The sequence below is a fragment of the Amycolatopsis sp. CA-128772 genome, from assembly GCF_002904295.1.
Taxonomy (GTDB): domain Bacteria; phylum Actinomycetota; class Actinomycetes; order Mycobacteriales; family Pseudonocardiaceae; genus Amycolatopsis.
Genome location: NZ_PPHG01000003.1, coordinates 201,665 through 221,494 on the forward strand (window position 1 = coordinate 201,665; position 19,830 = coordinate 221,494).

Consider the following 19,830-nt stretch of genomic DNA (forward strand, 5'->3'; position numbering starts at 1 on the left):
GACCGCGGGCGCCGCGGCCGTCGGCGTCCCGCTCGCCTTCCTTTTTCGTGGTCGAACCGCAGGTCAAGCCGCAAGTCCCGGTAGAGCTGAGGCAGCCGGCCCGGCTGACTGTCGGCCAGCGCAGCCCCGATGTTGCCGAGCGAGTCGATCATCGCGTAGACCTCGGCCTCGCCGAGTCCCGCCGGCTCGCCGATCGCCATCAGTTCCGCCTGAGCGGCCGCTCGATCCGCTTGCGCCCGGTTGATGCCCTCGACGACCGCCGATAGGTCGAGGCATGCGCAGATGGCGTTCTGGAACCGCTGGAGCCTGGCTTCGGCCTTCCTCCAGTAATTTCCGCGCCGGCCCGTTATCCGCTGTCCGCGGTGTTGGCTGGAGGGGCCAAGGCGAAGCGCGGATCACGGTTGCGAGAGGGGAAGCCGGTGCTGCAGTGCCGAGAATGCGGGTGAGAGCGTGCTCGATCCGGGCGCCCACTTTCACGAACACGACCTCGGTGATCGGGGTGCCGAGTTCGGTGATGTCGTTCCGCGTGGTGGTGGTGTCGTTGCGCCCGGCGAAAGGTGCGCGGCCGGGTTCGAGCCGGATCAGCTCGTAGGTCGGCTCCGGTTCCACGCCGGCGATCTTGGAGACGTTGCGCCAGCGCGCATCCACCTCGATCGCCCCGCCGCCGATGCACTCGCACGACGGAGTGCCGGGGTCGCGCTCGGTGGTGTGGCCGAAGTCCTTGGGGTAGACCAGCACGGGTCATGCGCTCGTCCTCGCCGGCCGTGCCCGGGTGGGGTCCCAGCCGCTGACCCGCGGCACGGAAGCCGGTCCGGTCGGGCGGCGACCGGGGAGTTCGCGGTCGCCGCCCGGGGGATCAGGTGCGGGTCCACCTCTGGTTGGTGCCGCCGTGGCAGTCCCAGATGATGACCTTCGTCCCGTTGGCGGTGGCGCCGCCGTTGACGTCCAGGCACTTGCCCGACGCCACCGCCGTCACGCTGCCGTCGGAATTGACGCGGAACTGCTGGTTGCCCTGGCCGTTGCAGTCCCACAACGTCACAGCGGTGCCGTTGGCCGTGCCCTGGTTGTAGACGTCCAGGCACTTCGCGCCGTCGTAGGCGCGCAGCTCACCGGCCGCGGTCGTGGTGAAGCGCTGGTTGGTCTGGCTGGTGCAGTCCCAGATCTGGGCCGGGGCGCCGTTGGTCGGCGTGCTGCCGGAGATGTCCAGGCAGCGGCCGGAGCTCTGGCTCACCAAGGAGAACGACGTGGGCGCGGGGCCCCCGCCACCGCTGACGACGTACACCGCGGTGCCGTGCGCCGGGACGCTGGCCGAGATGGCGCCGGACGTGGTGGTCGTGCCGTTGGTCCAGGCGTCGCGCAGCGTGAACGAGCTGCCTGACAGGCCGATCGCGCTCGCCGTGGTCGAGACGGTGGTCGTGCCCCCGCCCTGGTTGAACAGGGCGACCGCGACGTTGCCGTTGGCCAGCCGCTTGGCCAGGACGCGCCGGGTGCCGTCGTGGGAGATCTGCATGGCCTGCAGGCCGAGGCTGTCCTGGTTGATGGCGATGAGGTTCGCGTTCTTCAGGATGGCCGACGTGGCGGCGTCCATGTTGCGCAGGTCGTTGCCCGCGATGAGGGGCGAGGCCATGATGGCCCACAGGGCGAAGTGGCTGCGCATCTCGGTGTCGTTCATGCCGCCGCGCCCGACTTCCATCATGTCCGGGTCGTTGAACCCGCCGGGCTTGGCGTAGGACGCCAGGGGCACGGTGACGTTGACGATGTTCTGGATGCCCATCGGGTAGCCGTTCGTCTGCCCGGTGTCCCACTTGTTGGTGATGTCCTCGGTGGTGCGCCACATGTTCGCCACGTCGCCCCAGTTGCGCCGGGGTCCGGTCTTGTCGTGGATGCTGTTGGAGTTGATGCTGTAGACGATCGGGCGGCCGGCGGCGCGCAGCGCGTCACGCATCTTGGCAAAGGTGCGCACCTGGTCGTCGATCGTGCCGCTGGGCGAGCACCAGTCGTACTTGAGGTAGTCCACGCCCCACGCCGCGAACTGGCGGGCGTCCTGCTCCTCGTGGCCCAGCGCCCCGGTCGAACCAGGGTAGGAGTTGAAGTACTGGGCGCACGTCTCCGCCAACGGCGCCTGGTAGATCCCGAACTTGAGGCCCTTGCCGTGGATGTAGTCGCCGAGCGCCTTCATACCACTGGGGAATCGGCTCGGGTCGCCTTGGAGGTTGCCCGCGGAGTCCCGGTTCGGATTCATCCAGCAGTCGTCCACCACGACGTACTCGTAGCCCGCGTCCCGGATGCCGGAGTTGACCATCGTATCGGCCATCTGCCTGATCAACGCCTCGTTGATGTTGCAGCCGAACGTGTTCCACGAGTTCCATCCCATCGGCGGCGTGCGCGCGACACCGTTCTCCAACGCCTCCGCGGAGGACGTGTGCAGTACCGTCGTCATCGCGGACATCAGCACGCCTGCCGCCAACAGCGTTGCTGCTCTGCGAGGACGGGGAAGTCGTGTTCCTGTCACCCTGATCTCACTCCTCGGTGCGTACGACGTTCCGGCTGCCATCCGTGCTGCCGCACGGCCGGGCACAGCGCTGCCCGTTGCTCCGGAATTCCGGATTCGACAAATTCGCCGGCGGGCTGTGACGCGGCGGCTTCCGTCGGCGGCGCAGGCTTCGGCGGAGACAGTCTGACACTCAATGTTCACGCTCACAAGAGCGCCTCCGCAAGAAGGTATACGGCAGTCCGGGTGAACCACAGTCCGGGGCGGAGCCGTCGTTTTGATGCCGTCGGCGCCGGAAGCGAGACCAAGCCCAGACGTGCTCGGCGGCGCCGGTTCCCTTTTCATGGCCCGGGATCGGGAGGCAGTGAGCCAGGCGTGGGCGAGCATCGTGAGGGTGATGTGGGCGCGATTTACGGCTCCGGCAGATACCGCTCACGGTCGATCAGCGCATGCCCACGAGCACCGGCGTAGGCCGGAAACGTGCCGATCTGACAGTTTTCGATCCGACCGGCGGTTCTGCGCCTCCACCCGGCTCACCGAGGTGCTGACAGCCGAGCACCACCGAACAGCGGATTGGCCTTGGCTGAATTCCTTGTGGGGATTGCACCCAGAACCGAGGGACGAAAGACGGCGTGACGATTTCGCGGCGAGGAGTGTTGCGGTGGCGGGCGCGACGGTGGCCTCAGGCGCGGTGGGCGCGGGCCGCCTGCTGATCGGACAGGTTGTCGTAGAACGCGTCGTCGACCAGGCTGTTGGCGGCCTCGTAACGCGGGTCGCCGAACCGGTCACCGACCTGCTGGGCCGGGCCGAAGGTGTTGGGCACGAAGATCGTGTCCGGCCGGATCGCCGGCCAGAACAACGCCGTCCCGGTCACCTTCCCCTGCGGGCTCTCCACCACCACCGTGTCGCGATCGCCGATCCCGGACCGCCGCGCGGTGTCGGGGTGCACCTGAACCAGGCGGATCCCGTTGAGCGGACACGACGTCGTGGTCCGTGAGCATCGCCTGCGGCCGGCTGTATCCGAGCGTCGGGGACTTGGCAGGGGAGACCCGATAGGGGCGGGGCTTGCTGCTTTCAGGGCGGTCGTTGTGCCGAGGGAAGGGGAGCGGACGGCCGGATTTGGTTACCGGGAGTGGTGGCTGCTGGTGTTCGCCCGGAAGGTGGGTGGTCCGGCGTCTCGATGGTGTCCAACGTCTAGGTGCGCGTGGCCGGCCGGGCTGTACTGGATGGGCCGTAACCAGATTGCGAGGAGAGCACCATGCTGATGCGTACCGCGTTGACCGCCCTGTTCGCCGCTGCTGCTGCCGGAGCGTTGATGGTGCCGGCCGCCGCCGCTGCCGAGGCGGACCCGGCTGATTACGTGATCGAGTCGGCGAACGGCACGGAGCGGGTGTGGCAGCAGACGTGGTGGGATGGCGAGCCCACCATCACCGCGGACTTCCACGGCACCGACAACCAGCACTGGATCTTCTGGGGGAACCGCACCATCCAGAACGCGGGAACCGACCTGTGCGCCACAGCTGACCACGGCCGGATCATCGGTGCGGATTGCAACGGCGACGATCCGGGGCAGCGGTGGACCATCCGCGGCGACCACAACCAGAAGCTGCTGCGGAACGAAGAAACGGGTAACTGCGCGACCTACGAGGGCCTCGAAGACCAGCTGACGCTGCACACCTGCGACGTGAACCGCATCAACCAGCGCTGGTATCTCAACATCTGACCGGTTCGAGTCATCGGCGTCCTCTCACCGCGCCCCGGGATGCGGACGCGGCGGTTCGGCACCTGTCGTGTTCACAGCTGCGAGTTGGCGCTCCAGATGTATCCGGCGCCGCGGGCGGCTGCGGCGCGGGCGAGCACGCGACCGACTCCGCGGCGCCGGTGCCGGTACGAGAGCACCCTGTTCGCCGCGAGGAACGATCGGGTGGTCGTGTTGGTGACGGCGGAGTGGTATTCGCGATCGGGCACCATGCGACGCGCCGTTTCCGGTGCGGCGTAGGCCGCGGCGGCCGTGGCTCTGGCCGCGGCCCGCGACGCGGTCAGCGGTGCCGGATCGGGTGCTTGGGTGGCCTTCGGCGCGGCCGGCGCGGCCGTGGTGGCGCACCGGGGCGACGGCGGCACGGGAAGTGCGGCCGCCGCGGCGACGGGCGCAGCGGCGGCAGGCTGGGCCAAGCCGGGCGCGCCGCTCGTCACAACGGCCAGCAAGCTCCCCAGCGCGACGCCGCGCAGCCATCGCCGATGTGTTTCGAACATGAGCCCCCGCCATCCGATCCGAGAAAGGCAAAAATGCCAGTGCGACCCGAAATCGCGCTGATAGCGCGCGCCCCCTGGGATCGTGGCCGAGCGTAACCCGATCAATGGCGGTACGGGCAGCGACTGAAAGGGTGAACGAGAAAACCGCCGAGCTACTGAGAATAAGCCCGTTTTTCGAATCAACTCTTCAATCTATTTGACTGCTTCCGGGACCGGTCCCGGGGATGGGCGTCATACTTTCCCGTTGCCCGCGCTGGTGACGGGGGGCTCTTTCGGTGTCGCCGCGAATCCGGGGACGCCGATCCGGTCGAGGTAGTCCCGCACGGCATTCCCGTTCGCGCCGGGTGCGCGCAGCGCGAGGTAGCCGTCAGGCCGCACCAGGACGAGGGTTTCCCCGGTGACGCCGTACGCGGTCCGCGCGTGCCCCTCGACGTCCACCAGATCGGCGCCGCTGCCCGGGGCGCCGACCGACACCGGCCTGATGAGTCCACGGTGGGCGGTGCCGATGTCCTGCAGTGGACCGGCGCAGGACTCGCCGAAGCCGAGCAGGGTGAACTGCGGGCCGCGTAAGGCGTCGAACAGCCGCCGTGGCGTGCCGGAGCGGTCCACGCAGGGCGCGTCGGGGGCACGATCACCGGCGCGCGGTCCATTTCCGGCGTCGCCGTCTACGGACAGCGAGCCGGCCCGGTAGCCGAGCTCGAGCTGCTGGCCGTCCGGGGGCGCGCCGTCCGCGATGTCCGTGCTGCCTCCGTTGACGAACCGCTCCGCGACCCTGCGCAGCCCCTCGGTACTCACGCCGAGCGTCCACGAGGCGACCGGGAGCCGCTCCTCCTGGTAGCTGTCCAGCAGCGTCTGCCGCGCGCCGGAACACACCATGGCGAGCTTCCAGCCGAGGTTGTACGCGTCCTGGATGCCGGTGTTCAGGCCGAGGCCGCCGGCCGGCGGATGGACGTGCGCCGCGTCGCCGGCCAGCACCACCCGGCCCACCCGGAACCGGTCGGCCATCCGCACGTTCACCCGGTACGTGGACAGCCAGCTCGCCTTCGAGAGCCGGATGCCGTGCTCGCCGGCGAGATCGTCCACGATCCGCCGGAAATACGGCAGCGACGGTTCGGGGAGGCTGCCCTCCGCGCCGAAGTCGCCGAACGGCACGGCCTGCAGTTGCCAGGACCGCTCGTGGCGGAACGGGCACAGGGCCAGGAACCCGCGCCGGCGGACGGTCCACTGGTACCAGGCGTCCGGTTCGAGCCCGTCGAGCTCGACGTCCCCGAGCAGCATGGCCTGCTCCCCGTTCTCGCCCTCGAAGCGCACGCCGAGGGCCTTGCGCACGGTGCTGCGGCCGCCGTCGCAGCCGACCAGGTAGCGCGCAGCCACCCGCTCGCCGGTGTCCAGCACCGCATGCACACCGTTCGCGGACTGGCTGAACCCGGCGAGGCCCGCGGCCAGTTCCACGCGCACGCCGTGCTCGGCGAGCCGCGCGCGCAGGATGCGCTCGATCCGCCATTGCGGGATCAGCAGCCCGCCGTCGTAGGGCCGATCCGGTGTGGGTGCCCGCGGGGCGTGCGGGCCGGCCTCGGCCACCAGGTCGCCGTCGAGGTACCGCCGGTGCGGCAGGTGCCGGAACCCGTGGTGCAGCACCTCGTCGGCGACCCCGAGGTCGTCCAGCACCTCCTGGGTGCGTGCGGTGAGCCCCTTGCCGCGCGAACCGGGGAAGTGCTCGCCGGCTCGGTCGACGATGCGCACGTCGACGCCTCGGCGGGCCAGCTCGATGGCCAGCGTGAGCCCGGTGGGTCCGGCGCCCGCGATCAGGACGTCGGTCACCGGTCCCCGTCCTGACGTACGGCCGGCGCCGGTGCGGTATGCATGCTCCGCCATCACACCCTCCCTGATCCCGTGCAGCCACTGAGGCGATCGGCGGTGACGCTAGCCGGTTCCCGGGCAGGTGTCCTCGTGCCGGAGGTGGAGATCGGGGGTGGATACCGGCCGGGGAAATCTCCACCGCGATCTCCTACCGCGAACCGACGACACACCCGGGGCGGTGTTCCTAGCGTCGTCATCAGCGGCTGTGCCGTCGCGATGGTGACTATCGAAGGAGCACCACCCATGTTGATCGGATCCCTGCTGACTGCGACCGGCCTGTTGTCCGGTGTGCCGATCGCGGTGTGGCTGCCCGTGGCTGTCCTCGCCGTGGTGGGCATGGTGGCCTTCGAGATGCGAAGGCGCCGACGGCGTTGACCACCGCTGTTGTCGTGACGGGGCAACGGGTGCCACGGCGATAGTGGCCGGTGCGGCTGGGTGCAAGAGCCATAACCTGCGGTTCCCGTCGGCCGGTTGAACAGCTCGACAGGAACGAAACTCAACCTCCGCTTGCGGATGATCTACGGATCTGTGCGCCGAAAGGCGATCGATCATCGGTTTCGCGAAGTGGTGGCGTGCGTCGAGGCACCTCGACCGTGACGCTCGACCGGCGGCGCAGACCGAGTCGTGATCTCTTCCGCCGAACCGAGTACTGTTCGGGCACCAAACGGACTCGAGGAAGTGGAGCGATGTCGGAACGACCGCCCGCACAGCATCGGGAAGAACGTGAGTCAGTCGGCCGGGCGGTAATCGGGGTGCTGGTCACGGCGGTCGTCGTCGCCGGGATCTGGACCGGCGTTTCCCTGTCGGTTTCCGGTGGTCAGGGGATTGTCGTCGCCGTGGCGGGCGCGTTCACCGGGATCGTCGCCTGCGTCGCCGTCTTCTTCGCGCTGCGCCGGAACGACCAGGTCGCGCACGCCGAAGCGCAGGCACGGGCCGCGCTCGAGGAGGCCGGGCGGGCGCGGGAATCGGCCCGGGCCGGCGGTGGGGAACTGGCCCGGCTGCTCGACCACACGGTGCCCGACGTGGTCCGCCGGGTCCGGGGCGGCGCGCCCGCGGACGGCGTGCTCGCCGAAGTCCCGCGGCCCGCCGACGAACTGCACCAGCGCATCCTGCGGGTCCTGGTCGACGAGATCGCCGTCGGCGAGCGCCGCCGGGCCGCCGCCACGGCCGCCTGCGCGAACGCCGCCGGCCGGCTGCAGGCGCTGGCCACCAGCACGCTGGGAGACCTGCGCGAAATGGAGAACAAGGCTTCCGACGCCATGCTCGGGGACCTCCTCAAGGTGGACCACAGCACCGCGCAGGCGGGCCGGCTCGCCGACAGCATCGCCGTGCTGACCGGCGCGCGGTCGGGCCGCCGCTGGACGAAACCGATCCGGATGGAAAGCATCCTGCGTGGTGCGCTCGGCCGGATCGGGGCGTACCAGCGGGTCCGGGTGCACTCCGCGAGCGGGGTCGCCGTCGTCGGGTACGCCGCCGAAGACGTCATGCACGCGCTCGCCGAGCTCATGGACAACGCGACGAAGTTCTCGGCGCCGTCGGAGGAAGTCCACGTCTACGTCGAGGACCTGCACAACGGCGCGGTGATCACCATCGAGGACGGCGGCCTGGGGATGAAGGTCCAGGCCCTCGCCCGCGCCGAACGCGCGGTGTCCCTCGACCAGCCGCTCGACCTGACCTCGATGTCGGGGACGCGGCTCGGGCTCGCCGTCGTGGGCTGCCTGGCGCGCAAGCACCAGCTGCACGTCTTCTTCCGGCCGTCCTCCCGGGGCGGGATCGGCGTGGTCATGCGCATTCCGACGCAGCTGATCACGCAGCCGCGGCCGGAGCCGTTGCCCGAGGCGGAAGAGCCGGCCGTGGACGTCGCGTGGCCCGGGGCCGCCGACACGAGCCACGAGATCGCCGGCGACCTGACCGAGCCGTCCGAGCTGCCGAAGCGCTCGCGCGGGCAGACGCTGACCGCCGCGTCGCGCCGGCCGCCGTCGCCCACGCCGAGCACCGCCCGGGCCGACCGGGACACCGGTTCCCGGTTCGGCGCCTTCCAGCAGCGGCGCAGCAGTGGCGCCGCGTCGTCGCGCCACGCCGCGTCCCCGGGGGACACCGGCGAAGACGCCTGACCTTCGCTCTGCCCCGCCCACCCGCACCCCGCCAGATTGGAGCGAGGGGACCCGCCACCCCGGGCCCCGGAGCCGATGACTGATTCGGACAAGAGCCTCGAATGGCTTCTCGAAAACCTCGTCGCCAACACGGCCGGCGCCTGTCACGCCCTCGTGCTGTCCCGGGACGGCCTGAAGCTCTGCCACACCCCGGGCCTGACCGTCGACCGCGCCGACCAGCTGGCCGCGATCGCCGCCGGCGTCCAGGCGCTGGCGCACGGTGCCTCGGTCGAGTTCGGCGACGGCACCGGTGGCGTGCGGAACTCGATGACCGAATTCCACGGCGGCATCCTGTTCATCGTGGAGGCCGGGGTCGGCTCGCACCTGGCGGTGATCGCCACCGAAGACGCCGACGTCGGCCTGATCGGGCACAACATGGACGAGCTGGTGGAGCAGATCGGCTCGGTCTTCACCGCCCCGCCGCGTTACGCGGCGGCCGACAACCCGGCTTCGTGACGCGCTCGGCGCTCGAGGGAGAAGACCCGGACCGGCTCTACACGGTCACGGGCGGGCGCAGCAGCGCGGACGACATCGACCTCGATCTCGTGACGCTGATCGTCAGCGAGTCGGACCCGTCGCCGGGCATGCAGTCCGAGCACGTCCGCATCCTCAGGCTGGCCGCGAGACCGACGTCGGTCGTGGAGCTGTCGTCCGACCTGGCGCTGCCGGTGAGCGTGGTCAAGATCCTGCTCGCGGACCTGCTGGCCACGGGCAAGGTGTCCGCCCGCCATCCGTCGTCGGCCCAGGCCGCGGGACGGACCTCCGACTCGGAATTCCTCAAGAAGGTGCTCGTTGGACTCCGCAATCTCTGAACAAGACGAACGGCTGCCCCTGGCCGACACCGCGACCGACGGCCTGAAGATCGTCATCGTCGGCGGCTTCGGCGTCGGCAAGACGACCATGGTCCGGTCGGTCAGCGAGATCCGGCCGCTGAGCACCGAAGAAACGATGACCCAGGCCGGGATCGGCGTCGACCACACCCGCGGGGTGCAGGCCAAGACGACCACCACGGTGGCGTTCGACTTCGGCCGGATCAGCCTCGACGAACAGCTGGTGCTCTACCTGTTCGGCGCGCCCGGCCAGGAACGGTTCTGGTTCCTCTGGGACAGCCTCTTCGCCGGCACCCTCGGCGCCGTCGTGCTGGTGGACGCCCGGCGGCTGGCCGACTCGTGGTACGCGATCGACCGGCTCGAACACCACGGGACGCCGTTCATCGTGGCGCGCAACAACTTCGGCCCGCCGAAGCACAGCCTCGACGACGTCCGCGCGGCGCTCGACCTGGACGGCGAGGTGCCGCTCGTCGACTGCGACGCCCGCGACCGGGACTCGTCCAAGCAGGTGCTGATCTCGCTCGTCGACCACCTCTACACGCTGTCCAAAGTCCGGGAAGGCGCATCGTGACCGGTTATCAGACCAGCACTCCGGCGGCGGAGGCGATTTCCGCCGCGGACCGGGTCCGGTTGTACGGACCCGAGTTCCAGAAGGATCCCGCCGCGCTGTACTCCCGGATCCGGCGGCAGTACGGCGGGGTGGTCCCGGTGCTGCTCGACGGTGACATCCCGGCGTGGCTGCTGACCGGCTACCGCGAGATCCACCAGGTGTGCCAGGACTCGCAGCTGTTCGCCCGGGACACCCGCCGGTGGAACCAGTGGGAGAACGTCCCCGAAGACTGGCCGCTGCTGCCCTACGTCATGCACAACCCGTCGGTGATGTTCACCGAGGCCGGGGAGCACCGGCGGCGGGCCGGCGCGATCGGCGACGCCCTCTCCGCGGTCGACCAGTTCGACCTCGGCGCGCACTGCGAGCGGATCGCGGACCGGCTGATCGACGGGTTCGCGGGCACCGGCGAAGCCGACCTGATCGCGCGGTTCGCCCAGCAGGCGCCGCTGCTGGCGGTCGCGAAGATGTACGGCATGCCCGACTCGGAGGCACCCGCGCTGGTCCGGGACGTCGCCCTGTCCCTGGACGTCGGCCCCGAGGCGCTGCCGGCGTACGTGCGGGTGCAGGAGGCGATGGCGCGGCTGGTGGCGGTGAAGCGCGAGCAGCCGGGCGCGGACGTGCCCACGGCCATGATGCAGCACCCGGCGCGCCTGACCGACGACGAGGTCGTCCAGGACCTGCTCGTGGTGACCGCCGCGGCGCAGCAGCCGACGGCGAACTGGATCGGCAACACCATCCGGCTGATGCTCACCGACAGCCGGTTCGCGATGACGCTCGCCGGGGGGCGGGGCAGTGTCGGCCAGGCCCTCAACGAGGTGCTGTGGCACGACACGCCCACGCAGAACTTCATCGGCCGCTTCGCCACGCGCGACACCGTGCTCAGCGGCGTCCGCGTGCGCCAGGGCGACCTGGTGGTGCTCGGGCTGGCCGCCGGGAACGCCGACCCGCACGCCCGTCCCGACGCGGCGGCCGGCGCACTGGGCAACCACGCGCACATGTCCTTCGGCCACGGCGAGCACGGCTGCCCGTACCCGGCACCGGAGGTGGCCGAAGTCATCGCCCGCACCACCGTCGAGGTCCTGCTGGACCGCTTGCCGGACCTCGAGCTCGCCGTCCCCGCCGAGGACCTGGTGTGGCGGCCGTCGGTGTGGATGCGGGGGCTGGAGAGCCTGCCCGTGGTCTTCACCCCGGTCCACGTGTCCGGACCGGGGGCGTGGTGACCGCTCCGGCGGCTACGCCGGGGTGAACGTCACCCGCAGCGACGCGGGCCCCCGGGTGAACACGCCCTGTTCGCCCGGCACCGCCGCCTCGGCGAGCCGCAGGTCCGGCATGGCGTCGAGCAGCTGGTTGACGCCGACCTCGATCTCGGTCTTGGCCAGCAGCGCGCCGACGCAGAAGTGCCGGCCCAGCGCGAAGGACAGGTGGCTCGCCGCCGCCGAGAACGCGGTCTCGGTCGGCAGGTCGGTGCGGAAGATGTCGAACGCGCTCGCGTTCGCGAACCGTCGCGGGTCCCGGTTCGCGGCCCCGATCAGGCACGTGACCGTGCTGCCGGCGGGGATCGTCTCCCCGCCGATCTCGACGTCCTCCGCCGGCTGCCGCATGATCATGTGCACCGGCGGGGTGTGCCGCAGGGTTTCGGCGAACGCTTTCGGGATCAGGCTGCGGTCCGCGCGCACGGCGTCGAGCTGCCCGGGGTGGTCCAGCAGGTTCCGGAACAAGCCGGCGATCGCCTTGTCGGTCGTTTCGCCACCGGCGGCGAGCAGCAGGCTGCAGAAGGCCTTGATGTCCTCGTCGCTCATGCTGGTGCCGTCGACCTCGGCCGCGCAGAGGGCCGAAAGCAGGTCGTCGCCGGGGTTTTCGCGGCGGTCCCGGATGATCGGGATCATGTACGCGGCGAGCTCGTCGTGCGTCCGCAGGCCGGCCGCGGTGATGTCCGGGTCCTGGCTGAGATTGCCGAGGAAGGCGATGATCGCGCTGTACCACCGCTGGAACCGGGCGTGCTCGCTCTGGTCGAGGCCGAGCATGTCGACGATGACGTTGATCGGGAAGTGCCGGGCGTAGTCGGTGACGAGGTCGGCCGCCCCCCGGCCGCGGAAGCCGTCGATGAGCTGGGCGGAATTCCGCTCGATCACCGGCCGGAACTTCTGCTCCAGCTCGTGGCCCCGGAACGCCGGCGCCACGAGCGCGCGGCGGACCGCGTGCTCCCGGCCGCTCATCTGGAGGATCGTCCGGCCGTGCACCGGTTCCAGCTGCCAGCCGTAGTTGTCGGTGGTGAACGTGCTTTCCTTGAAAGCGCGAGAGACGTCGTCGTAGCGCGAAATGATGTAACTCTGCATGCCTTCGTGCCAGAACACCGGCGAGTGCTCGAGCATGACGTCGTATGCGGTATACGGATCGGCGGCGAACTCCGGAGAGAGAAGGTCCGGTGCGTGCCCTGCTGAAGTCACAGGATTCCTTTGCCTCGACGGTCGGGGCCGCCAGGCTAGCCGGGATGGTCGTCGTGGCGAAAGAGTTCGCGGCGCCGGCACCGCGCATGCACGTGAGGTTGCGTGAGCAGGCGCACGAGCGGACGCCGGTGTGGCACGTGACCGCGGGTTGTGCGGGGTGAATCCATCGACCAGAGTGCATTTCCCGGTGGATGTAGGGAGGTGAGGCCCGTGAACCACCAGGACCCGGGTCCGGTCAGGCAGGACGTCGGCGCGACCACGGTTGGCGCGGTGGTGCAGGTGGGTAGCGTGACCGGAGACGTCCACGTACACGAGCCATCTCGCGCGTTCGGTTCGGTCGTGCCACGCCAACTTCCCGCGCCGCCCGCGTTGTTCACCGGCCGCGATGCCGACTTGGCCCGTCTCGCCCGGATACTCGGTCAGGAGCGGGCCGGCACGGTGGTGATCTCGGCGGTCAGTGGTGCCGGTGGCATCGGCAAGAGCTGGTTGGCTCTTCACTGGGCACACCGGCACGTGAACCGGTTCCCGGACGGGCAGTTGCACGTGGATCTGCGCGGCTTCAGTCCCGACAGCAAACCGATGGCGACTTCGGTGGCCCTGCACGGTTTCCTGTGCGCACTCGGCGTCCAGCCCGCAGCGATCCCGGTCGACGAACACGCCCAGGCGGCGTTGTTCCGAAGTGTGACGTCCGGCAAGAAGATGTTGATCGTGCTGGACAACGCCGCCGGCACCGAACAGATCACGCCGCTGCTGCCGGGCTCGTCCTCGTGTACCGTGCTGGTCACCAGCCGCCGCAGGTTGGCCGGTCTGAGCAGTGCTCACGGCGCCCACTATCTGGACCTCGATGTCCTCCCCGCCTCGGAAGCGCATGCCTTGCTCGCCAGGAGGATCGGGGCCACGCGGCTGGCACGTGAACCCGAGGCTGCCGACGAACTCGTGGCCGGCTGTGGGGGCTTCCCGCTCGCCCTCAGCGTTGTGGCAGGACGAGCAGCCGCTCAACCCCGCCTGCCGTTGAGCACGTTGGTCGCCGAGTTGCGCGAGGCGGGGCTTGATGGCCTGGACGATGGCGATGCCGCTGCGAGTGTTCCCCTTGTGCTTTCCTGGTCCTACCGCGCGCTCACTCCGCAGCAGGCCCAGGTTTTCACACTGCTGGGCAGTGCACCGGGCCCGGACATCAGCCTGGCGGCGACGTGCAGCCTCGCTGGAACACCGGCGCGTCAGCTAAGGACCGTCCTGCAGGAACTGGAGCGCGCGTCACTGCTCATCCAGCACACCCCGGGCCGCTACCGGATGCACGACCTCATCCGCGCCTGCGCACGGGACCACGCCGACTGCGACCTCACATCCGTCGATCGGCACGCGGCGCTGTCCCGGGTGATCGATTTCTATGTGCACACCGCGCACCGTGCCCACCGGCTGCTGGAACCCCACGACCACTGCATCGCCCTGCGGCCGCCGGTTCCCGGGTGCCGCCCTCACCAGCTGACCAGCCACGCTGAGGCGTTGGAATGGTTCACCGCCGAATACCCGTGTCTGCTTTCCGCCCAGCTCACCGCGAGGCAGCACGGTCCATGGCCTGCGGTGTGGCAGCTGGCGTGGGCGCTGACCGCCTACCACAGCCTGCGCGGGCTCCTCGGGGAAGACCTCCACGTCTGGCTCGAGGCGGAGTGCGCAGCGGACCTATGGCCTGACCCCGTTGTGGACACCCTGGTCCACCGTTACCTCGGAAACGCCTGCGTCCGGACAGGCCGCTTCGAAGAAGGACGGGATCGCCTCCTTCGCGCCCTGATCGCGGCCGAACGCACGGATGACCTGGGCAGCCAGGCCCGCATCCTTCGAATCGCCTCAGTCATGTATGAACACCAGGGAAACAACCAGTCGGCGCTGACGCACGCCACGCGAGCCCTGGAGCTTTTCCGTGCGGTCGGTGACCCCGTATGGGAAGCGGACACGCTCAACACGGTGGGCTGGTGCGCCGCACTGCTCGGCCGATACGACGAAGCGCGTCAGCACTGCCGTACCGCGTTCGCAGCACTACGCGTGCACCACCCACCCGGTGCTGCGGACGCATTGGACACCCTCGGCTACATCGCCCATCACACCGGCCAGCACACCGACGCACTCGACTACTTCCGCCGCGCTCTCGCGCTCTACCGCGATCTCGGCGACATCTACCACGTCCCCGACACCCTCGACCGCGCCGGCCGCGTCCTCGTCACCCTCGACCGAAACCCCGAAGCCCGCGCGGCATGGACAGAAGCGCTGACGCTGTACCGCGCTCAGCACCGCATCGCCGACGCACGACGAGTCCAGCAGCAGATCGACACACCCGATCTCGAATTCATCGCTCAATCCTGGCCATGCCGCCGCCGCTAGCCCGGATGCACCCGGAAGGGCTCGCCGGCGCGGTTCAGGGTCATCGTGCCCGCCCGCCCCTGGTAGGTCCAGTCCAGCTCCAGCACCCATTGCACCTCGTGGGTGCTGAACGGCTTGAGAACGAACATCTCGGGGTCCAGCGGCGCCACCGTGAAGGGGAAGGCGGGAGCCTCGGGCCGGCGGCGGGTCAGCCGGCGGATCCAGCCGTCGTCCGAGCCCGCGGCGGCGGGCACCAGGCGAGGTGGGTCCTCGTCCAGCAGGACGTCGAAGAACCTGCGGTCCATGATGGCGAGGATCATCCTGGAGGCGATGACCGGCCGCGCCGGTTCGCGGGACAACACCTTCACTCGCAGGGCGCGCAGCACGACCGCACGTGCTCCGCGCGCCTCGACCAGAACCGAGACCGCCGTGCTCCCGCAGTAGGTGAACTCCACCGGCGGTGGCCCCGCCACGACCAGCCACCGATTGGTGAACACGCTCGTCGTGACGACGATCGGCGGCTCGTCGGCGGGCGGCTCGCCGAGACCGGTGGTCAGATGGATGTCACCGTGGACCGTTCCCACCTGCACCACGGTGCCGCTGACCTCCGCCGCGACGTTGGTGGTCTGCCGGGGGTTGTCCACCTCGAATCCGAGCGCGGTGAGCCGAGTCGTCAGCCGCTCGTCGCCGCGGACGGCGACGAGGTGGCTGATCGCCTCGAGGAACGCGCCGTGCAGCAGATCGGTGAGCCCCTCGTGCCCGAAGTAACTCCGGAGGAACCCGTCTTCGCGCACCACCCGTTCCACCTGGGCCGCCACCGCCCGGCGCAGGTCCGGCCCGGTCGCTCCCGGCGCGAGCGCGACCAGCGGCGGGTCGGCGAAGCACCGACGGAGATCCTGCGCCAGCTTGCCCCGCCGGTGGGGAAACGCGATCCCGACGGCCTTCACGACGGTGTGTTCCAGGCTGCGGTGCAGGAGTCGCTCGTCGGCGGCGTCACGCACGAGTTCGACCTCCGACTCCGCGAGGGCGTTACGCAGCCAGCGGGCGATGGCAACGACCATGTCTTCGATCACCGCTGATGGTCGTGCGAGGCAGATCCCTTGTTACGTAATGCTGGGCGCACGCGCGGCGGAAGCGTTCGGGACCCTTGCTCGCGAACGGCTTCGAGGGCCGTGGACCCGCTGATCCCGGGGGAGATCCAGGCCCGGCCTCGCGGTCGGCGCGAATACCGTCACCCGGGTGGCGCAGTGGTTGCGCTGGAGTGCTGAATCCGTTGTCCGGCAGTCAATCCGGCGATTCCGGGTGGTAGCCTCCGACGTCTGTGGGGGATTTCGTTCGTGGAGGGTGTCCGTGGTGAAACGGTGTTTCCTCGTCTTCGTGGCGGCTGTGCTGGGGATGGCCGGGCTCAGCTCGCCCGCGTCGGCCGCTGCGCCCACCGGGTGCACCACCTCCGTCCAGTGGGTGCAACAGGGGAACAACTACTGGGACGGCCTCGGCAGCGTGCAGTGCACCAGCGGGCGCTATCTGGCCAAGGAAATCTGCATCAACAACCAGACCGGGAGCGGGTACGTCCTCTACGGCACCCAGGTCGTGAACGCCCCGGCGACCACCACCGTGCTGTGCTACATGGGGAACTCGGCGCGGGCCGTGTACGCGGTGACCGATCCGCCCGAGGCCGGGGTCACCGGGTGTGTCGGCTGGAGCGAATGGGTCAGTCAGGGCAGCAACCTCTTCTGGGGCCGCGGTCAGGCCCAGTGCGACACCGGCCGGTACCGGGCCAAGGTCCTCTGCCGGAACGAGCAAAGCGGCGACTACTACATCCTCTTCGGCTACCAGACCGTGACCGCGCCGGCCGCCGTGTCGCTCACCTGCAACACCGGGAACACCGCGCAGACCGTGCAGGCCGTCGCCGATCCGCCCGCCGCCGGCCTGGCCGGTTGCATGACCTGGAGCGCGTGGATCGTCCAGGGCAGCAGTCTCTACTACGGCCGCGGCAGCGCGCAGTGCGACAGCGGTCGCTTCCAGGCGCGCCTCGCCTGCCACAACGTCCAGACCGGCCAGGACTACGTGGCGTACGGGCCGGTCGTCACCGGACCCGCGACGTCGGTCGGGGAGTGCCAGTACGGCAACAGCGTCACCGCCGTGACCGCGCAAGCGGCCTGACCCGCGGGGAAGCGGCCGCGGCGCTGGTCCTCGACGAGGTGACCCGGCACCTGCCGTTGACGGCGTTCGTCCTGTCTCCTCCGTCACCGGCGTGTTCGGCAAGGCCGGGCAGGCCGGCTACGCGGCCGCGAACCGGGTGCTGGACGCGGTCGCGTACCGCCGCCGCGCGGCGGGGCTGCCCGCGCCGCGGGCGAGCCGGCCGGAGAACCCGGCCGAGCCGGAGCTGCGTGAGCTCCTGTGCGCGGAGGTCGCGGCCGTCCTGGGTCACCCGGACGCCGCCGTGATCGACGACGACCGCCACCGTCGTCTTCGACCGGCCGACCGTCACCGAGCTGGCGCGGCATCTCTTCTCAGGAAAATTACATGTCCTGAATGAGGCCACAAGCGCCGTGGATACGGTGACAGTAGCCAGACCGGCGAGTTTGGTTCATGATCTGGACGAAATGGTCCGGCGAGGCGCTGGAGGCAATCGTGCAGGATCGCCACGCATCACAAGCAGATGATCCGGCCGCCGGCCGTTCGCGGTTCTCTCGCCGGATGTTCCTCGGCGCAGGCGCAGGCGTCGCTGCCGGGGCGACGTGGGGACTGGCCGGGCCGGCGTTCGCGGACACGGGCCAGGTGCGTGGAGAGACGCCGTTCGGGCCCGTTGTCGTGGCGGATCCGGGAGGGCGGGCGTCCTACGCCCGGGCCGTGCGGCTCACCGCCGGGCGGCCTCCCGGGACGTCGCGGACGCTGCTCGCGACGTTTCAAGGGGGAGGCGGTCCGGGTTTCCCGATCTACCGGAGCGACGACGATGGCCGTACCTGGGCGAAGCAAAGCAGCGTGCCCAACGCCGATGAGGCCACCGGATTGTCCCTTCAGCCGTTCCTGTACGAACTTCCCCGGGCGTTCGCGGGCTTGCCCAAGGGCGCATTGCTCTTCGCCTGCAACTGGCTGGACAGCTTCACCAGCACCAACATCCAGCTCTACGCCAGCACGGATGGCGGCCACACCTGGCAGTTCCTGAGCACGGTGGCCCGGGGCGGGCCGCCCGACACGACGAACGGCGCAACGCCGGTGTGGGAGCCTTTCCTGTTGCTGCACGACAACAGGCTGATTTGCTACTACTCCGACCAGCGGGACCCGCACTTCGGTCAGAAGCTCGCCCACCAGACCAGCACGGACCTGCACACCTGGGGTCCCGTGGTCGACGACGCGACCGGAACGACGTACCCCGAACGACCGGGCATGACCACCCTGGCCAGGTTGCCCAGGGGCCGGTGGATCATGACCTACGAATTCGGGGCGCCCGACGACCCGGACAACCCCGATCAAGACAACTACACCTACCACGTGCACTACCGGATCGCGAGGGACCCGGAGTCGTTCCGGTTCTCCAGGGACATCCCGCTCCTCGACCGGAATGGCGTTGCGCCGAACGGAGCGCCCGTGGTGTCGTGGACGGACTCGGGTGGGCCGGACGGAACGATCATCGTCTCGGACAACGACAACCAGGACTTCTTCGTCAACCGCGACCTCGGCAACCCCGGGAAGTGGACGCGGCTGTCCTCGCCCATGCCGGCCGGGTACAGCCGGTTCACCCTTCCCCTCGACGGTCTCCGGAGCCCTCGCCACCGTGGCCTGGTCTTCGTCATCACGGGAGCGCAGTACGGAAAATCCGCGCCCATCGAGGCGGGCATCATCTCGGTGGACGACTGCGAGAACGCGGGGCCCCGACCGCAGTAGCGATTCAGCGGGGTAGCGCCTCCGGCAGCGTGCAGTTCGGCCGCCAGCTTGCCCATCTCGAAGATCGGCTGCTCGGTCGTGGTGAGACCGGGGCTGGTGTAGGCCGCGTAATCGATCCCGTCGATCGAGGCCACCGCGAGATCGTCGGGGACCCGCAGGCCGTGGCCGGTGGCGGCCCGCAGAAGACCGAGCGCGGCCAGGTCGCTGGTGACGAACCCACGCCGAGGGTGTGCCGCGTCGTCAGCACCTCCGCGAGCTGCCGGTCAGGTGCCGATTTCGGGCAGCGAGAAGCGTGCGAGGCCGGTGATGGCAACAAGCAGTTCCTCGACGCCGGCCAGCGTGAACTCCGTTATTTCGTAATGTGTGGTGGAATGCGCGTTGAGGAACGACGGGATCTCCTCCACCCGCCGCCCCGGCAGGACGACGGGCAGGATTCGCCGGGTGGCGCGGGGCAGGTCGCGGGTGAGGTTGTCGCGGATCATCGCGGCCTCGAACTGCGCACCAAGCCCCAAGTGCGGCTCCTCCGTTCCCTCCGCCCGTCGTTTGTAGTCGGGCGAAGCGATCACGAGCACGAAATCCGCTTCGGCGAGCTGCTCGATCGCCCACAGCGACCAGTCCCGGCGGCCGTCGTCGGCCCACTGGTCGAGGCGGACGTCGAGTGCCGCGCGGGTGCGCAGGAACGTCGCGAAGTCGCGGACGAGCGTGCGGTGCTGTTCGTCGTCGTGGGAATAGGTGATGAACACCCTCGGCGGCTTTCCCGGGGCCGGCGTGCTGCGTTGTTCCGTCGCCGGTTCGGTCCGCGACGCGATGCGCAAGGCGGCCGGCTCGGCGTCCCGGCGGATGTCACCGCCGCGCACGGAACCGTTGACGGTGCCGCCGAAGACCACCGGCCCGGTGTTCGTCCCGGTGTTGGTGAAAGAATTGTGCTGGGACATGGGCGTTC

20 protein-coding genes and 1 pseudogene are annotated in these 19,830 nt (G+C 69.8%); 13 read left to right on the top strand and 8 right to left on the bottom strand.

The annotated features are described in order from the left end of the window. The first annotated feature begins 47 nt into the window (after positions 1–47). Positions 48–266 (top strand): hypothetical protein, encoded by a 219-nt coding sequence (locus C2L59_RS46920; RefSeq protein WP_146060255.1) that lies wholly within the window; start codon positions 48–50, stop codon positions 264–266. Positions 267–856: 590 nt separating this feature from the next. Here the strand turns inward: C2L59_RS46920 and C2L59_RS01385 are convergent. Continuing rightward, entirely contained in the window at positions 857–2,374 is a 1,518-nt protein-coding gene (locus C2L59_RS01385; RefSeq protein ID WP_370444707.1) for a lectin, read from the bottom strand. Here C2L59_RS01385 and C2L59_RS50205 point away from each other — a divergent pair. Next, entirely contained in the window at positions 2,295–2,681 is a 387-nt protein-coding gene (locus tag C2L59_RS50205) for a hypothetical protein (RefSeq protein ID WP_370444708.1), read from the top strand. The genes C2L59_RS01385 and C2L59_RS50205 overlap by 80 nt on opposite strands. A 492-nt stretch (positions 2,682–3,173) precedes the next feature. Here C2L59_RS50205 and C2L59_RS01395 read toward each other — a convergent pair whose 3' ends face one another. Further along, positions 3,174–3,440 (bottom strand): molybdopterin dinucleotide binding domain-containing protein, encoded by a 267-nt coding sequence (locus tag C2L59_RS01395; protein WP_233223207.1) that lies wholly within the window; start codon positions 3,438–3,440, stop codon positions 3,174–3,176. Between the two features lie 309 nt (positions 3,441–3,749). Between C2L59_RS01395 and C2L59_RS01400 the strand changes: the two genes are divergently transcribed. Next, on the top strand, positions 3,750–4,214 hold the full coding sequence (locus C2L59_RS01400; RefSeq protein ID WP_103347664.1) for an RICIN domain-containing protein: 465 nt from the start codon (positions 3,750–3,752) through the stop codon (positions 4,212–4,214). Between the two features lie 71 nt (positions 4,215–4,285). Here C2L59_RS01400 and C2L59_RS01405 read toward each other — a convergent pair whose 3' ends face one another. Together C2L59_RS01405 and C2L59_RS01410 are read right to left on the bottom strand one after the other, a co-directional pair. Next, positions 4,286–4,744, bottom strand: coding sequence for a hypothetical protein (locus C2L59_RS01405; protein ID WP_146060256.1), 459 nt, complete (start codon positions 4,742–4,744; stop codon positions 4,286–4,288). Positions 4,745–4,975: 231 nt separating this feature from the next. Beyond that, a complete protein-coding gene (locus C2L59_RS01410; RefSeq protein WP_103347666.1) occupies positions 4,976–6,565 on the bottom strand; it encodes an FAD-dependent oxidoreductase in 1,590 nt (529 codons plus the stop codon). A 282-nt stretch (positions 6,566–6,847) separates the two neighbouring features. Between C2L59_RS01410 and C2L59_RS49760 the strand changes: the two genes are divergently transcribed. From C2L59_RS49760 to C2L59_RS01435, 6 genes are all read left to right on the top strand, one after another. Then, positions 6,848–6,979 (top strand): hypothetical protein, encoded by a 132-nt coding sequence (locus C2L59_RS49760; RefSeq protein ID WP_255410221.1) that lies wholly within the window; start codon positions 6,848–6,850, stop codon positions 6,977–6,979. A gap of 377 nt (positions 6,980–7,356) precedes the next feature. Further along, entirely contained in the window at positions 7,357–8,718 is a 1,362-nt protein-coding gene (locus C2L59_RS01415) for a sensor histidine kinase (protein WP_370444704.1), read from the top strand. A gap of 75 nt (positions 8,719–8,793) precedes the next feature. Beyond that, positions 8,794–9,213: a roadblock/LC7 domain-containing protein gene (locus C2L59_RS01420; protein ID WP_103347668.1), complete on the top strand. Its 420-nt coding sequence runs from the start codon at positions 8,794–8,796 to the stop codon at positions 9,211–9,213. Further along, positions 9,210–9,569 (top strand): DUF742 domain-containing protein, encoded by a 360-nt coding sequence (locus C2L59_RS01425; protein WP_103347669.1) that lies wholly within the window; start codon positions 9,210–9,212, stop codon positions 9,567–9,569. Before C2L59_RS01420 ends, C2L59_RS01425 begins: the two co-directional genes overlap by 4 nt. Next, positions 9,550–10,158, top strand: coding sequence for an ATP/GTP-binding protein (locus C2L59_RS01430; RefSeq protein ID WP_103347670.1), 609 nt, complete (start codon positions 9,550–9,552; stop codon positions 10,156–10,158). Before C2L59_RS01425 ends, C2L59_RS01430 begins: the two co-directional genes overlap by 20 nt. After that, a complete protein-coding gene (locus C2L59_RS01435; protein ID WP_103347671.1) occupies positions 10,155–11,417 on the top strand; it encodes a cytochrome P450 in 1,263 nt (420 codons plus the stop codon). The genes C2L59_RS01430 and C2L59_RS01435 overlap by 4 nt, the downstream gene beginning before the upstream one ends. A 12-nt stretch (positions 11,418–11,429) precedes the next feature. Here the strand turns inward: C2L59_RS01435 and C2L59_RS01440 are convergent, their stop codons facing one another. After that, positions 11,430–12,644 (bottom strand): cytochrome P450, encoded by a 1,215-nt coding sequence (locus C2L59_RS01440; protein WP_103347672.1) that lies wholly within the window; start codon positions 12,642–12,644, stop codon positions 11,430–11,432. 210 nt (positions 12,645–12,854) lie between these two features. On the opposite strand from C2L59_RS01440, the gene C2L59_RS01445 reads away from it, so the two are divergent. Continuing rightward, entirely contained in the window at positions 12,855–15,020 is a 2,166-nt protein-coding gene (locus tag C2L59_RS01445; protein WP_158263015.1) for a tetratricopeptide repeat protein, read from the top strand. Here the strand turns inward: C2L59_RS01445 and C2L59_RS01450 are convergent. After that, a complete protein-coding gene (locus C2L59_RS01450) occupies positions 15,017–16,060 on the bottom strand; it encodes a hypothetical protein (protein ID WP_146060257.1) in 1,044 nt (347 codons plus the stop codon). The genes C2L59_RS01445 and C2L59_RS01450 overlap by 4 nt on opposite strands. Before the next feature lie 292 nt (positions 16,061–16,352). Between C2L59_RS01450 and C2L59_RS01455 the strand changes: the two genes are divergently transcribed. The 3 genes from C2L59_RS01455 to C2L59_RS01465 all read left to right on the top strand — a co-directional run bounded on the left by C2L59_RS01455 (position 16,353) and on the right by C2L59_RS01465 (position 18,887). After that, the gene (locus C2L59_RS01455; RefSeq protein ID WP_146060258.1) at positions 16,353–17,162 is read left to right on the top strand and encodes a hypothetical protein; all 810 of its coding nucleotides are present in this window, start codon (positions 16,353–16,355) and stop codon (positions 17,160–17,162) included. Between the two features lie 91 nt (positions 17,163–17,253). After that, entirely contained in the window at positions 17,254–17,538 is a 285-nt protein-coding gene (locus tag C2L59_RS48520; RefSeq protein WP_233223209.1) for an acyl carrier protein, read from the top strand. A 446-nt stretch (positions 17,539–17,984) separates the two neighbouring features. Then, on the top strand, positions 17,985–18,887 hold the full coding sequence (locus C2L59_RS01465) for an exo-alpha-sialidase (RefSeq protein ID WP_233223210.1): 903 nt from the start codon (positions 17,985–17,987) through the stop codon (positions 18,885–18,887). A 44-nt stretch (positions 18,888–18,931) separates the two neighbouring features. Here the strand turns inward: C2L59_RS01465 and C2L59_RS50210 are convergent. Beyond that, a pseudogene (locus tag C2L59_RS50210) lies at positions 18,932–19,105 on the bottom strand (substrate-binding domain-containing protein); the annotation flags it as partial. Positions 19,106–19,150: 45 nt separating this feature from the next. Further along, positions 19,151–19,822: an SEFIR domain-containing protein gene (locus tag C2L59_RS01475; protein WP_103347676.1), complete on the bottom strand. Its 672-nt coding sequence runs from the start codon at positions 19,820–19,822 to the stop codon at positions 19,151–19,153. Between the last annotated feature and the right edge of the window lie 8 nt (positions 19,823–19,830).

What these genes read in the sequence shown, in the direction of transcription:
- C2L59_RS01385 (WP_370444707.1), bottom strand. Translation starts at nt 2,374, where the DNA reads ATGGGATGGAACTCGTGGAACACGTTCGGCTGCAACATCAACGAGGCG.
- C2L59_RS01400 (WP_103347664.1), top strand. Translation starts at nt 3,750, where the DNA reads ATGCTGATGCGTACCGCGTTGACCGCCCTGTTCGCCGCTGCTGCTGCC.
- C2L59_RS01405 (WP_146060256.1), bottom strand. Translation starts at nt 4,744, where the DNA reads ATGTTCGAAACACATCGGCGATGGCTGCGCGGCGTCGCGCTGGGGAGC.
- C2L59_RS49760 (WP_255410221.1), top strand. Translation starts at nt 6,848, where the DNA reads ATGTTGATCGGATCCCTGCTGACTGCGACCGGCCTGTTGTCCGGTGTG.
- C2L59_RS01420 (WP_103347668.1), top strand. Translation starts at nt 8,794, where the DNA reads ATGACTGATTCGGACAAGAGCCTCGAATGGCTTCTCGAAAACCTCGTC.
- C2L59_RS01450 (WP_146060257.1), bottom strand. Translation starts at nt 16,060, where the DNA reads ATGGTCGTTGCCATCGCCCGCTGGCTGCGTAACGCCCTCGCGGAGTCG.
- C2L59_RS01475 (WP_103347676.1), bottom strand. Translation starts at nt 19,822, where the DNA reads ATGTCCCAGCACAATTCTTTCACCAACACCGGGACGAACACCGGGCCG.